Origin of the sequence: Peribacillus saganii (assembly GCF_003429095.1) — a bacterium.
Lineage (GTDB): Bacteria > Bacillota > Bacilli > Bacillales > DSM-1321 > Peribacillus > Peribacillus saganii.
The window spans coordinates 33,640-48,730 of record NZ_QVTE01000032.1; the positions used below are offsets into that span (position 1 = coordinate 33,640).

The 15,091-nt window shown below is 42.9% G+C and carries 10 protein-coding genes; all 10 read right to left on the bottom strand.

Annotated elements, in window-relative coordinates; genetic code table 11:
* Positions 1-17 precede the first annotated feature (17 nt).
* Complete coding sequence (gene rpsJ, locus D0469_RS11765; RefSeq protein WP_019244375.1) at positions 18-326, bottom strand: 30S ribosomal protein S10; 309 nt, start codon at positions 324-326, stop codon at positions 18-20.
* A 545-nt stretch (positions 327-871) separates the two neighbouring features.
* A complete protein-coding gene (gene tuf, locus D0469_RS11775) occupies positions 872-2,059 on the bottom strand; it encodes an elongation factor Tu (protein WP_117326937.1) in 1,188 nt (395 codons plus the stop codon).
* A gap of 117 nt (positions 2,060-2,176) precedes the next feature.
* On the bottom strand, positions 2,177-4,255 hold the full coding sequence (gene fusA, locus D0469_RS11780; protein ID WP_117326938.1) for an elongation factor G: 2,079 nt from the start codon (positions 4,253-4,255) through the stop codon (positions 2,177-2,179).
* A gap of 47 nt (positions 4,256-4,302) precedes the next feature.
* Complete coding sequence (gene rpsG, locus D0469_RS11785; protein ID WP_117326939.1) at positions 4,303-4,773, bottom strand: 30S ribosomal protein S7; 471 nt, start codon at positions 4,771-4,773, stop codon at positions 4,303-4,305.
* A gap of 37 nt (positions 4,774-4,810) precedes the next feature.
* Positions 4,811-5,233: a 30S ribosomal protein S12 gene (gene rpsL / locus D0469_RS11790; protein ID WP_117326940.1), complete on the bottom strand. Its 423-nt coding sequence runs from the start codon at positions 5,231-5,233 to the stop codon at positions 4,811-4,813.
* A 103-nt stretch (positions 5,234-5,336) separates the two neighbouring features.
* Positions 5,337-5,585 (bottom strand): 50S ribosomal protein L7ae-like protein, encoded by a 249-nt coding sequence (locus D0469_RS11795; protein ID WP_117326941.1) that lies wholly within the window; start codon positions 5,583-5,585, stop codon positions 5,337-5,339.
* 184 nt (positions 5,586-5,769) lie between these two features.
* Positions 5,770-9,369 carry a DNA-directed RNA polymerase subunit beta' gene (gene rpoC / locus D0469_RS11800; RefSeq protein WP_117326942.1) on the bottom strand — a complete coding sequence of 1,200 codons (3,600 nt, stop codon included), beginning with the start codon at positions 9,367-9,369 and terminating at the stop codon, positions 5,770-5,772.
* A gap of 77 nt (positions 9,370-9,446) precedes the next feature.
* Positions 9,447-13,028, bottom strand: a complete 3,582-nt coding sequence (gene rpoB, locus D0469_RS11805) for a DNA-directed RNA polymerase subunit beta (protein ID WP_117326943.1) — start codon at positions 13,026-13,028, stop codon at positions 9,447-9,449.
* Between the two features lie 231 nt (positions 13,029-13,259).
* Positions 13,260-13,865, bottom strand: a complete 606-nt coding sequence (locus tag D0469_RS11810) for a class I SAM-dependent methyltransferase (RefSeq protein WP_117326944.1) — start codon at positions 13,863-13,865, stop codon at positions 13,260-13,262.
* Between the two features lie 809 nt (positions 13,866-14,674).
* On the bottom strand, positions 14,675-15,040 hold the full coding sequence (gene rplL, locus D0469_RS11815) for a 50S ribosomal protein L7/L12 (protein WP_117326945.1): 366 nt from the start codon (positions 15,038-15,040) through the stop codon (positions 14,675-14,677).
* Positions 15,041-15,091 lie beyond the last annotated feature (51 nt).

The following is a 15,091-nucleotide window of genomic DNA, read 5'->3' on the forward strand; positions in this document are numbered from 1 at the left end:
TTTTGTTTTTATATGAATTACAGTTTAATTTCAATGTCAACACCTGACGGCAAATCTAAACGCATTAATGAATCAACTGTTTGTGGAGTTGGGTTCACAATATCGATTAGACGCTTGTGTGTACGCATCTCGAATTGTTCACGAGAATCTTTGTATTTATGAACCGCACGAAGGATTGTATAAACAGATCTTTCAGTCGGCAGTGGAATCGGCCCAGATACAGCCGCACCAGAACGCTTTGCAGTTTCTACAATTTTCTCAGCAGATTGATCAAGAATCCTGTGATCATATGCTTTCAAACGTATACGAATTTTTTGTTTTGCCATTATTTTCCCTCCTTTTCGCCTATTTTTAAAATAGACTTTCTCAGCAGAAATTTCCCACACACTCGCCATGGCAAAGCGGCCGGGTGTGTCAGCAACCTTCCACATCATCGCAGTCAAAGACCAACATTGTCTATTATACATAAAACTTTCAGAAGATGCAAGTTAATCTTACACTTTCTTTGTCTGACACACTTCTACTATTATACATAGATGCCTACATATTTTCAAGACAATTTTTAAAAAGTAGTGTTGTAATTATTTTCTTCTATTATATAGTTCCAAAAGCAATAAACTCAGTGGTCGAAGAATGAATAGCTCCAAATCGGTTAATTAGTATGAAAAGCCCGAAAAAGTTTCTCGGACAGTTGTTATTCATACAAATATTTCATTGGGTTGTATCATTTAATCCAACCCAGTCAACCCAAGTCTGCATCACCCGCTTATCCAAATCTCCTGTACTTTTCACCCGAATGAAAAACAACCATATAAAAAGAGCAGACGGCGTCCCGTCTGCTCTTTTGCAAAAACTATAAGGTTTCTATAAATTATTCTTGGATTGTAGCAACTACGCCAGCGCCTACAGTACGTCCACCCTCACGGATAGAGAACTTAGTACCTTCTTCGATAGCGATAGGAGCGATAAGTTCAACAGTCATTTCGATGTTGTCGCCAGGCATAACCATTTCTACACCTTCAGGAAGGTTGCAAATACCAGTTACATCAGTTGTACGGAAGTAGAACTGTGGGCGATAGTTAGTGAAGAATGGAGTGTGACGTCCACCTTCTTCTTTAGAAAGAACGTAAACTTCTGCTTTGAACTTAGTGTGTGGCTTGATTGTACCCGGCTTAGCAAGTACTTGGCCACGTTGGATTTCTTCACGAGATACACCACGTAGAAGAGCTCCGATGTTGTCTCCAGCTTCAGCATAGTCAAGAAGCTTACGGAACATTTCAACACCTGTTACAGTTGTTGGTTTTGGCTCTTCAGTGAAACCAGTGATTTCAACAGTGTCACCAACTTTAACTTGTCCACGCTCTACACGTCCTGTAGCAACAGTACCACGGCCAGTGATTGAGAATACATCCTCAACAGGCATCATGAATGGCTTTTCAGTGTCACGAGTTGGAGTTGGGATATATTCGTCAACAGCTGTCATTAGCTCAACGATTTTTTCTTCCCAAGCAGCATCGCCTTCTAGAGCTTTAAGAGCAGATCCTTTGATAACTGGGATGTCATCACCAGGGAACTCATATTCAGAAAGAAGGTCACGGATCTCCATTTCTACTAATTCAAGAAGCTCTTCGTCGTCCACCATGTCACACTTGTTCATGAATACAACAAGGTAAGGTACACCTACTTGACGAGAAAGAAGGATGTGCTCACGAGTTTGTGGCATTGGGCCGTCAGCAGCAGATACTACAAGGATTCCGCCATCCATTTGAGCAGCACCAGTGATCATGTTTTTAACATAGTCAGCGTGTCCTGGGCAGTCAACGTGTGCATAGTGACGGCTAGCAGTTTCATACTCAACGTGTGCAGTTGAGATTGTGATACCACGCTCTCTTTCTTCTGGAGCAGCGTCGATTTGATCGTAAGCGCGTGCTTCAGCTCCACCTGCTTTAGCAAGTACAGTTGTGATAGCAGCTGTTAAAGTAGTTTTACCATGGTCAACGTGACCAATTGTACCGATATTAACGTGCGGTTTAGAGCGGTCGAATTTAGCTTTTCCCATTAGGAAATTCCTCCTTAAAATTGTTTATGGATTAAGTATAGTTGCTATGAAAGCCCAAAAAATGCTGCTTTCATAGCTTACATAAGTAGTTATACTTTAATAAGAGATGAAAATCAATTATTCACCTTTATTTTTTTTGATAATTTCTTCAGAAATGCTCTTTGGTACTTCTTCATAGTGGTCGAAGTGCATAGAGAATGTTCCGCGTCCTTGAGTGTTAGAACGTAGTGAAGTAGCATATCCAAACATTTCAGATAGTGGAACCATCGCGCGTACAACTTGTGCGTTACCGCGAGCTTCCATACCTTCTACACGACCACGGCGAGATGTAATATCACCCATGATATCTCCCAAATATTCTTCAGGAATAACTACTTCGACTTTCATAATTGGCTCAAGGATTACTGGGTTACATTTAGAAGCAGCGTTTTTCAATGCCATAGAAGCAGCGATCTTAAACGCCATTTCGTTGGAGTCAACATCATGGTAAGACCCGTCAAATAAACGAGCTTTAATGTCTACTAATGGGAATCCAGCAAGAACTCCATTATCTAAAGAATCTTGTAGTCCAGCTTGTACAGCAGGAATGTATTCACGAGGAACAACCCCACCTACAATACCGTTTTCAAACTCAAAGCCTTTTCCTTCTTCATTTGGAGAGAATTCAATCCAAACGTGTCCGAATTGTCCGCGGCCGCCTGACTGACGTACGAACTTTCCTTCAACCTGTGCAGATCCACGGAAAGTTTCACGATACGCAACCTGAGGAGCACCAACATTAGCTTCTACTTTGAATTCACGGCGCATACGATCAACGAGTATATCTAGGTGAAGCTCACCCATACCAGCAATGATTGTTTGTCCAGTTTCCTGGTCTGTATGTGCACGGAATGTTGGATCTTCTTCTTGCAGCTTTTGTAAAGCGTTAGACATTTTGTCTTGGTCCGCTTTAGATTTAGGTTCAACGGAAAGTGAGATAACTGGCTCTGGGAATACCATGGATTCAAGAATAACTTGATTCTTGTCATCACATAGAGTATCTCCAGTTGTAGTATCTTTCAAACCAACAGCAGCAGCGATATCCCCAGCGTGTACTTCTGAGATTTCTTCACGGCTGTTTGCGTGCATTTGAAGGATACGTCCAATACGTTCACGCTTACCTTTTGTAGAGTTAATTACATATGAACCTGATTGCAATGTACCAGAGTACACGCGGAAGAATGTAAGTTTTCCTACATAAGGATCTGTCATAACCTTAAACGCAAGAGCTGCAAATGGCTCTTCATCACTTGATGGACGAGTTACTTCTTCTTCGGAATCCGGAAGAGTACCTTTAATAGCTGGCACATCAACAGGAGCTGGAAGATAGTCAATAACTGCATCTAGCATTAATTGAACACCTTTGTTTTTGAATGCTGATCCACAGATTACAGGGAAGAATTCAACGTTTACTGTACCTTTACGAATAGCCGCTTTAAGCTCTTCTTTAGTGATTTCTTCACCGCCAAGGTATTTTTCCATTAATTCTTCGTCTAATTCTGCAACAGCTTCTACTAGCTTTTCACGGTATTCGTCGGCCTGCGCTTTGTATTCCTCAGGAATATCACGCACTTCGATATCAGTACCTAGGTCATTGCCGTAGAACGTAGCGTTCATTTCAATCAAGTCAATGATCGCTTCGAACTCGTCTTCAGCACCGATTGGCAGCTGAATTGGGTGTGCATTTGCTTGAAGACGTTCATGAATCGTTTTTACTGAATATAAGAAGTCAGCACCGATTTTGTCCATCTTGTTTACAAATACAACACGTGGTACTCCGTAAGTTGTAGCCTGGCGCCAAACTGTTTCAGTTTGAGGCTCAACACCTGATTGGGCATCAAGAACAGCAACAGCACCATCCAGTACACGCAATGAACGTTCAACTTCAACTGTGAAGTCTACGTGTCCAGGTGTGTCGATGATATTAACGCGGTGTCCTTTCCATGCTGCAGTAGTTGCTGCAGATGTAATGGTGATACCGCGTTCTTGTTCCTGCTCCATCCAGTCCATCTGAGATGCACCTTCATGAGTTTCACCAATCTTGTGAATACGGCCAGTGTAATATAATACGCGCTCAGTCGTAGTCGTTTTACCGGCATCGATGTGGGCCATGATGCCGATATTACGAGTATTAGCCAAGGAGAACTCTCTTGCCATTGGGGTATTTCTCCTTCCATATATGGGTAATAGTGTTTGGTTGGATTTTACCAGCGATAGTGAGCAAATGCTTTATTTGCTTCAGCCATTTTATGAGTATCTTCACGTTTCTTAACAGAAGCACCAGTGTTGTTTGCTGCATCAAGAATTTCGTTAGCCAAACGCTCTTCCATCGTTTTTTCTCCACGTGAACGAGAGTAGTTAACTAACCAGCGAAGTCCAAGAGTTGAACGGCGATCTGGGCGCACCTCCACAGGTACTTGGTAGTTTGCACCACCTACACGACGTGCTTTTACTTCCAGTACAGGCATGATGTTCTTAAGTGCTTGATCAAACACTTCGATTGCATCTTTGCCAGAACGTTCCGCAATGATATCAAATGCTGAGTAAAGAATTTTTTGTGATTTACCTCTTTGTCCGTCAACCATCATTTTGTTGATCAAACGAGTCACAAGTTTTGAATTGTAAATTGGATCCGGCAATACATCTCTTTTTGAAACAGGTCCTTTACGAGGCATGAATGTTCCTCCTTTCAGTAAGGTTCATATTTTTAGATTATTTTTTTGCTGCTTTTGGACGCTTCGTACCGTATTTTGAACGGCCTTGCATACGGTTGTTAACACCAGCAGTATCAAGCGCACCACGAACGATGTGATAACGTACCCCTGGTAAATCCTTTACACGTCCACCGCGGATAAGTACCACGCTGTGTTCTTGTAAGTTGTGACCGATACCTGGGATATAAGCTGTTACCTCAATACCGTTAGTCAAACGTACACGCGCATATTTACGCAATGCTGAGTTTGGTTTCTTCGGTGTCATAGTACCAACACGCGTACATACACCACGCTTTTGTGGAGATGAAACGTTTGTTTGTGCTTTCTTAAAGCTGTTGTAACCTTTGTTTAGCGCTGGAGATTTTGACTTCTCTTCTTTAGACTCGCGTCCTCTGCGCACTAATTGATTAATAGTAGGCATTGTTATTGTCCTCCCTTCACATTTTCGATTCTAGTACCACACATCCAGGTGGTTCATAAATGAGCAAAAACAAAGTTTTTGCAGAATATCCACAAAAACAGTTTTACTTTTTAATGGCAACAGCTGCTGCTCCAACATCAATTCCACAAGCTTTTCCAAGCATTTGCATCGAATCAACATATGTGATTGGAACCCCTAAATCCCGTGCATTCATCTCAATCTTTGCTGTCAGTGTCCTGTCAGCATCCTTTGAGATCACTACCTCTTGAATCAGGTTGTTCTTAAGAGCTCTCACTGTCTGTTTCGTTCCTACAATCACTGACTTTGCCTGTAGCACTTTTTCATAAGACATATTACATATCCTCCAAAGCAACAGGGTATTATAGGAGCACCTTTGCTATAATACCACCCTTAGGCAGTAGATGTCAACTTACTTTTTAAAAAAAGTTTTATTGTTCTCAGAAGCTTTAAAAAAGGAGACCGGTGAGAATATCACCGGCCATCTTATTACTTATATTTAAAGAATTACTCAATGGTTAATCTACAGTGACTGTTTCCTCGCTTGCATCTTCTGCAAGAACAGGCTTCGCTTTTCTGTAGCGTGTCATACCAGTTCCAGCAGGAACCAGTTTACCAATAATAACATTTTCCTTTAAGCCAAGAAGTTCATCTCGCTTACCCTTAATTGCTGCATCTGTAAGGACACGTGTTGTCTCCTGGAAGGATGCTGCAGAAAGGAAGGAATCTGTTTCGAGAGAAGCTTTAGTAATACCAAGCAATACTGGACGGCCTGTAGCCGGCAGCTTACCTTCCATTAAAGCGGATGTATTAGCAGCCGTGAATTGGTGGACATCCAGAAGTGTACCTGGAAGGACATCAGTTTCTCCTGCATCAATGACACGAACTTTACGCATCATTTGTCTTACCATAACTTCTATATGCTTATCTCCAATTTCAACACCCTGCATACGGTAAACTTTTTGAACTTCACGAAGCAGATATTCCTGTACAGAAAGTACGTCTTTTACTTTCAGGAGCTCTTTTGGATCAATGGATCCTTCTGTAAGTTCCTGACCGCGCATAACGTGAGAATCAACAGTTACCTTCAAGCGTGCTGTATAAGGTGCAGTATATGTGCGTGATTCAACTTCGCCCTGAATAACAATTTCCTGCTGTTTATCCTTGACTTCGTTGATAGCCACAACTGTACCTTCAATTTCGGTAATCAAGGCTTGACCTTTCGGATTTCTCGCTTCAAAAATTTCCTGAATACGAGGCAAACCTTGTGTGATATCGTCACCGGCAACTCCGCCCGTATGGAAAGTACGCATTGTCAGCTGTGTACCTGGTTCACCGATTGATTGGGCCGCAATAATACCGACTGCTTCCCCAACTTCGACTTCCTGCCCTGTAGCTAAATTGCGTCCATAACATTTTTTACATACACCATGTGAAGTGTTGCATGTAAAGGCAGAACGGATCCAAACCTCTTCAATACCGCTATCTTCAATATAGTTAGCCAGATCTTCCGTGATTAAACCATTTTCAGGTACAATCACTTCGTTAGTTTCTGGATGCTTGATTGTTTTCCTAGCATGTCTTCCTACAAGACGCTCTTCAAGCCTTTCGATTACTTCTGTTCCATCTTTAAGAGCTGAAATCTTAAGGCCCCGGTCTGTTCCACAGTCGTCATCGCGTACGATAACATCCTGTGCCACGTCAACCAGACGACGGGTGAGGTAACCTGAGTCTGCCGTTTTAAGAGCTGTATCTACAAGGCCTTTACGGGCTCCGTGTGTAGAAATAAAGTATTCTAAAACGGTTAAGCCTTCACGGAAACTTGACTTAATTGGGAGCTCAATAATACGACCGGCCGGGTTTGCCATCAGTCCGCGCATACCTGCAAGCTGTGTAAAGTTCGAAGCATTACCACGGGCACCTGAGTCACTCATCATAAAGATTGGGTTGGTTGTATCCAATGAACCCATTAGTTTAGCCTGGATATTATCCTTAGCCGCACTCCAAATGGAGATAACACGGTCATAACGCTCATCTTCAGTAATTAAACCGCGGCGGAATTGTTTTAACACGTTATCTACCTTTGTTTGAGCTTCTTCAATAACCTTTGTTTTTTCTTCCAAAACAACGATGTCGGCCACACCTACTGTAATACCGGCACGTGTGGAATATCTAAAGCCCAGGTCCTTCATACGGTCAAGCATTTTAGAGGTTTCCGTGATTTTAAATCGCTTGAAAACTTCCGCTATGATATTTCCAAGGATCTTTTTCTTGAACGGATCAATGATTTCCTGTGCTCTTATCTTTTCAACAACATTTGCTCCTTTTTCAACAAAGTACCGTTCAGGAGTTTTCACTTCCAGGTTCTCCCTTGTAGGTTCGTTGATGTAAGGGAAGGATGCAGGAAGGATTTCATTGAAAACCAGCTTACCTACAGTTGTAATTAACAGCTGTTGGTTCTGCTCCTCTGTAAATGTTTGATTGTTTAATGAAGATGCATGGACCGCTACACGTGAATGCAGATGTACATAGCCATTTTGATAGGCAAGCAGCGCTTCATTTGTATCTTTGAAAATCATTCCTTCACCAACTGCCCCAGCACGTTCAAGAGTAAGGTAATAGTTGCCTAATACCATATCCTGTGACGGTGTAACAACTGGTTTTCCATCTTTAGGATTCAAGATATTCTGGGCTGCAAGCATAAGCAAGCGGGCTTCCGCTTGTGCTTCAGAAGATAGTGGAACGTGAACCGCCATTTGATCGCCGTCGAAATCGGCATTATAAGCCGTACATACAAGCGGGTGCAAACGGATCGCGCGGCCTTCTACCAATGTTGGTTCGAAAGCCTGGATTCCGAGCCTGTGAAGAGTAGGGGCACGGTTAAGCAGAACCGGATGCTCCTTAATAACGGATTCCAGCACATCCCAAACTTCTGGCTGCAGCCTTTCGATTTTACGTTTTGCTGATTTAATATTGTGGGCTAATCCTTTTTGAACCAATTCCTTCATAACAAATGGCTTGAATAGCTCAATTGCCATTTCTTTAGGAAGTCCGCATTGGTACATTTTAAGGTTTGGACCTACGACGATAACAGAACGTCCGGAATAATCAACACGCTTACCAAGAAGGTTTTGACGGAAACGGCCCTGTTTACCTTTAAACATATGGGATAAAGATTTTAAAGGCCTATTACCCGGTCCTGTTACAGGACGCCCACGGCGGCCGTTATCAATCAGCGCATCTACCGCTTCTTGCAGCATACGCTTTTCGTTTTGAACGATAATGCTAGGCGCTCCAAGATCCAACAGCCTTTTCAGACGGTTGTTACGGTTAATTACACGGCGGTACAGATCATTCAGATCGGAAGTTGCAAAGCGTCCGCCATCTAATTGTACCATCGGGCGAAGCTCCGGAGGAATGACCGGTAGTACATCAAGAATCATCCATGAAGGTTCGTTCCCTGAATTCCTGAAGGCTTCGAGAACTTCTAGACGCTTGATAGCACGAGTTCTTCTTTGTCCTTGTGCAGTTTTTAATTCTTCTTTTAAAGAATCTACTTCTTTTTCAGTGTCGATATCAGATAAAAGCTTTTTAATAGCCTCTGCTCCCATGCCTGCCTGGAACTTTGTTCCATACTTTTCGCGATATGCACGGTATTCTTTTTCAGATAAAAGCTGCTTCTTCTCTAATGCAGTATCTCCTGTTTCGGTCACTACATAAGAGGCGAAATAAATAACTTCCTCCAAAGCGCGGGGGGACATGTCCAGGACAAGTCCCATCCGGCTTGGAATACCTTTGAAATACCAGATATGGGATACCGGGGCTGCAAGCTCAATGTGTCCCATACGCTCACGGCGAACCTTGGCACGCGTTACTTCAACGCCGCATCGATCACAGACTACACCTTTATAACGTACACGCTTATACTTTCCGCAATGGCATTCCCAGTCTTTTTGAGGACCGAAAATCCTTTCACAGAACAAGCCGTCCTTTTCAGGCTTTAGTGTACGATAGTTTATTGTTTCCGGCTTCTTTACTTCGCCATGCGACCAAGAACGGATCTTGTCAGGCGAAGCAAGCCCGATTTTCATATACTCAAAATTATTAACATCTATCAAGGGGCCTACCTCCCTTTAATCTCAGGTTATACCCTTACCTGACTATATCGTGAAGCCTTGTGATTGTTTTGATTATATCAGTCTTTTATGACCGGATTAGATTTAGTTCCCGTTTCAGTTGCCACCAGATCCTTGCTCTCTGCATCGAGTGTCAGGGTATCTGCCTGGCTGGCGTCATCATCATCTTCTGTATCAAGCATCTCGATTTCTTTATCTTCTGCTGACATGATTTTGACATCCATACCCAAGCTCTGGAGTTCTTTTATCAGTACCTTGAATGATTCTGGAACACCTGGCTCTGGAACATTTTCGCCCTTGACAATGGCTTCATACGTTTTCACACGGCCAACTACGTCATCCGACTTAACTGTAAGGATTTCCTGCAGTGTATAAGCTGCGCCATATGCTTCAAGAGCCCAAACCTCCATCTCACCAAAACGCTGTCCGCCAAACTGTGCTTTACCGCCCAGAGGCTGCTGCGTAACAAGAGAGTATGGTCCAGTTGAACGGGCATGAAGCTTATCATCAACCATGTGAGCCAGCTTGATCATGTACATGACTCCGACTGAAACGCGGTTGTCGAATGGTTCACCTGAACGGCCATCATAAAGTACAGTCTTTGCATCAGCGGCCATTCCTGCTTCTTCGATGGTAGACCAGACATCTTCTTCGCGTGCACCGTCAAATACCGGAGATGCAACGTGAATTCCAAGAGCCCTTGCAGCCATTCCAAGGTGAAGCTCTAACACTTGACCGATATTCATACGTGATGGAACCCCTAGAGGATTCAACATGATGTCTACCGGAGTGCCATCTGGAAGGAATGGCATATCTTCTTCAGGAAGAATACGGGAGATAACACCCTTGTTACCGTGGCGTCCCGCCATTTTATCTCCTTCAGAGATTTTACGTTTTTGAACAATATAAGCACGGACTAATTGATTTACTCCCGGTGGAAGCTCATCTCCATCCTCACGGTTAAAGACTTTAACATCCAATACGATACCGCCGCCGCCATGCGGAACACGAAGCGATGTATCGCGAACTTCTCGGGCCTTTTCACCGAAGATTGCGTGAAGCAGGCGCTCTTCAGCAGTTAGTTCAGTTACCCCTTTTGGAGTTACTTTACCCACAAGAAGATCTCCGTCTTTTACTTCAGCACCAATACGGATAATTCCTCGCTCATCAAGGTTACGAAGCGCATCCTCCCCGACGTTCGGAATGTCACGTGTGATTTCTTCAGGTCCGAGCTTTGTATCACGGGATTCTGACTCATATTCTTCAATATGAATAGAAGTATAGACATCATCTTTCACAAGGCGTTCACTCATGATGATTGCATCTTCATAGTTATATCCATCCCATGTCATGAATGCTACGAGAACGTTGCGTCCAAGCGCTAATTCTCCTTTTTCCATAGAAGGGCCATCTGCAAGGATTTCTCCTTTTACAACACGGTCTCCGACACTCACAATCGGACGCTGGTTGTAGCATGTTCCCTGGTTTGAACGGATAAACTTCAGCATGCGGTATTTATCTAAGTCGCCTTTTACTTCCTGACCATCAACTTCTTTTACACGGCGGACCCAAACTGAACGGGCCTCAACATGCTCTACAATTCCTTCATGTTTACAGATGACCGCTGCACCTGAGTCTTTTCCGGAAACATATTCCATACCCGTTCCGACCCGCGGAGCTTCCGGCTGCATAAGAGGAACTGCTTGACGCTGCATGTTCGCTCCCATTAGGGCACGGTTTGAGTCATCGTTTTCAAGGAAAGGTATGCAAGCTGTTGCGGCAGAAACTACCTGCTTCGGCGATACATCCATATAATCCACACGATCACGCGGAACAACTGTGTTCTCACCGCGGAAACGCGCTACGATATCTTCATCAACAAATGAACCATCATCAGATAGACGTGCATTCGCCTGGGCAACTACATAGTTGTCCTCTTCGTCAGCAGTCATATAATCAATGTGCTCAGTAATCTTTCCTGTTTCCGGATCAACGCGGCGGTATGGTGTCTCAATAAATCCGAAACGATTTACCTTCGCATAGCTGGAAAGGGAGTTAATAAGTCCAATGTTTGGCCCTTCAGGCGTTTCAATTGGACACATGCGGCCATAGTGAGAATAGTGAACGTCACGGACTTCAAAGCCGGCACGCTCACGGGTTAATCCACCAGGTCCTAACGCAGACAGACGGCGTTTATGAGTCAGCTCAGCCAACGGGTTTGTCTGGTCCATGAATTGAGACAGCTGGGAGCTTCCGAAGAACTCTTTCATTGAAGCAATAACAGGACGTATATTAATTAACTGCTGAGGTGTAATAGTTGCTGTATCCTGAATGGACATTCTTTCTCGAACAACACGTTCCATCCGTGATAAACCAATTCTGAATTGGTTTTGAAGCAACTCACCTACAGAACGCAGACGACGATTTCCTAAATGGTCAATATCGTCTGTATCCCCAACCTGATGGAGCAAGTTAAAGAAGTAACTGATGGAAGCGATAATATCAGCCGGTGTAATATTCTTCACCTGTTCCGAAACATACGCATTGCCAATTACATTGATTACTTTTTCACCTTCAGCATCATTTGGCGCATAGATTTTAATTGACTGAAGAAGCGTTTCCTCTTCCACTACCCCGCCTGACGGATTGAAGTTTTGGAAACCAATTCCTGCTTCAATAGAAGGAATAATCCGATCAAGTGTACGGCGGTCAAGCAGCGTGCCTTTTTCCACAATGATTTCACCAGTTTCCGGGTCAACCAAAGTTTCCGCTATTTTCTGGTTAAAGAGGCGATTCTTGATATGAAGCTTTTTATTAATTTTATAACGTCCTACATTTGCTAGGTCATATCTTTTTGGATCAAAGAAGCGTGTTACCAATAAGCTTTTTGCATTCTCTACCGTTGGCGGTTCACCAGGGCGGAGGCGCTCATAAATTTCAAGCAAAGCTTTCTCTGCACTTTCAGTGTTATCTTTTTCAAGGGTATTTCTGATATACTCATTATCGCCGATTAAATCGATGATTTCCTGATCGGAACCAAAACCAAGCGCACGAAGAAGTACCGTTACTGGAAGTTTTCTTGTACGGTCAATTCTTACATATACAATGTCTTTGGCGTCCGTTTCGTATTCAAGCCAAGCACCCCGGTTTGGAATAACAGTTGCGTTAAAGCCACGCTTCCCGTTTTTATCCATTTTTCCGCTGTAATACACACTTGGTGAACGAACTAACTGAGAAACGATAACCCGTTCTGCACCATTGATGACAAAGGTACCCGTTTCTGACATTAAAGGAAAATCACCCATGAATACATCCTGGTCTTTTACTTCCCCTGTTTCTTTATTAACAAGACGTACCTTCACACGAAGTGGAGCCGAATATGTAACATCCCGCTCTTTTGATTCATCAACGGAGTACTTTGGTTCTCCTAAGCTGTAATCAATGAAATCAAGAGCCAAGTTACCAGTAAAATCCTCAATTGGAGAAATATCCTGGAACATTTCTCTTAATCCTTCATCAAGAAACCATTGATAAGAAGCAGTCTGGATTTCAATTAAATTTGGTAACTCTAGGACCTCGCTAATTCTTGCATAACTTCTGCGCTGGCGGTGTCGTCCATACTGAACAAGTTGACCTGTCAACAGATTCACCCCTCAAATCAAGCGTAATAAGGATCTATTGTCTATCGGATACCCCGGTAGACAAAAAGAAAATGGTTTTTGATAAAAAACCACTATTTTCACACAACTCGAACTATTATTTATATATATTTCCCAGATTATCCATTTTTATACGTACTATACAAAAAAATGCATAGATACTGGAAATTATATATATGCATTTTATAACTATAACATAGGCAAAAATTAGAGTCAAACCTTTTTAGCTGCAAGTATATAATAGCCTTTTTTCTTTTCTGCCACTTCTACATTGCCAAAAAGCTGTTCGATTTTTTCCATAGCTGAGGGCGCTCCCTGTTTCTTTTGGATGACTACCCATAAGGTTCCACCAGTGGTCAAATATTCAAAGCTCTTTTCAAAGATCTCATGAACAACTGTTTTCCCAGCTCTTATTGGCGGATTTGTCAGTATAGCAGCAAACTCCTTCCGAGCAACAGCTGAAAACAGGTCACTTTCATAGATTTCAACATTACTGATTGCGTTCGCCCGGGCATTTTCCTTAGAAAGTTCAATCGCCCTGTTATTAACATCAACCATATGAACAATCCTGGCGGGATGGGCTGACGCTACAGAAAGTCCAATGGGTCCATAGCCACACCCTACATCCAGTATATCTCCTGGGATATCTTGATCCAAATTAAAAGCTTCTATTAGCAGCCGTGAGCCAAAATCAACCTCTTTCTTTGAAAATACACCACTATCGCTTTTAAACCGGAAATTTCGGCCCTTTAGGTCAAAATTCCAGTAAATCGGATTGCTTTCTGTTTCGGGATTTTTAGAATAATAATGTTCTGACAAGTCTCTCTCCTCCTATCAAGAAAAGCGCAAGCGCCCAGACCAAGGAACGTCGACAAAGGGCTTGGCACGTCCTGTGCCAAACATCAACGCCAGCACACCCAGTGTAAGACAAGCTCTGAAAGAAGGCGATTTTTTCGCCTTCAGAAGTGATTGACTTATGACCTCGAGGCCGACTTAAACCACCACGTCCTGTGGCGGCGTCGGCACTAGCACGTCCTGTGCGTCGGGGCCGGGCGCTGTAGCTAGACATCTGAACTTGTTAAAAAAGTTATACTTTTTTATCTGCTAAAAGCGAAAGCACCCCGGCATGGACAGTACATGCACCAGTTTGTAATGTTACTCTTGTTACAGCCTTCGGCCTGTGTCAATGCCGTCCTGACCACATCCTATGTTCCCGGATTTGTAATGGCAGTTGCGCCACAACAAAATAATACCAGTTTCAACAGCAGTTGCTGTATTCTCAAAGGTTACTCCCTTCCGGCCGTCGGGAATGATACATCCTGTAAGTCAGGCTTTATTTTTTCTATCAAAAATTGCTGGGTGCTAGAGCTAATTAGTAGTTTATATTGAAGAAGTTACACTTTATTTGCCGATTATATACACAGGCAATTGAAGAATGAGAAAAGAGTTTGCTTGCCGGAGAGAAAACATAAGGGTTCCAAGCGAATAACTTAGCCGGGATAACTAGATTACTAAAGCATACATCTCCACCAAGCTTTTTTTGCTTTTGATTTCGGCCACCGGGACTCAATGATTTTGAAAGTCAAAAAAAGCCCGCTAAAGCAGCGAGCTTTTTTATTTATGCAGCATTACTTAACTTCAACGCTAGCTCCAACTTCTTCAAGTTTAGCTTTGATTTCTTCAGCCTCTTCTTTAGAAGCGCCTTCTTTAACAGCTTTTGGAGTGTTATCAACAAGGTCTTTTGCTTCTTTAAGACCAAGTCCTGTGATTTCACGAACAACCTTGATAACTTTGATTTTTTGGTCGCCTGCAGATGCAAGAACAACGTCAAATTCAGTTTGCTCTTCAGCAGCGCCGCCAGCAGCAGCTCCGCCCATCATAGCTACAGGAGCAGCAGCAGTTACACCAAACTCTTCTTCGATTGCTTTTACAAGGTCATTTAGTTCTAAAACAGTCATAGATTTAACTGCTTCAATGATTTGTTCTTTAGTCATTGTATAGTTCCTCCTTAAGGATATTGTTAGTTTATAGTTTTTTTAAAACGA

Bases quoted from the DNA above. Each gene is read 5' to 3' on its own strand.
- rpsJ (WP_019244375.1), bottom strand. From the start codon at position 326: ATGGCAAAACAAAAAATTCGTATACGTTTGAAAGCATATGATCACAGG.
- tuf (WP_117326937.1), bottom strand. From the start codon at position 2,059: ATGGGAAAAGCTAAATTCGACCGCTCTAAACCGCACGTTAATATCGGT.
- fusA (WP_117326938.1), bottom strand. From the start codon at position 4,255: ATGGCAAGAGAGTTCTCCTTGGCTAATACTCGTAATATCGGCATCATG.
- rpsG (WP_117326939.1), bottom strand. From the start codon at position 4,773: ATGCCTCGTAAAGGACCTGTTTCAAAAAGAGATGTATTGCCGGATCCA.
- rpsL (WP_117326940.1), bottom strand. From the start codon at position 5,233: ATGCCTACTATTAATCAATTAGTGCGCAGAGGACGCGAGTCTAAAGAA.
- D0469_RS11795 (WP_117326941.1), bottom strand. From the start codon at position 5,585: ATGTCTTATGAAAAAGTGCTACAGGCAAAGTCAGTGATTGTAGGAACG.
- rplL (WP_117326945.1), bottom strand. From the start codon at position 15,040: ATGACTAAAGAACAAATCATTGAAGCAGTTAAATCTATGACTGTTTTA.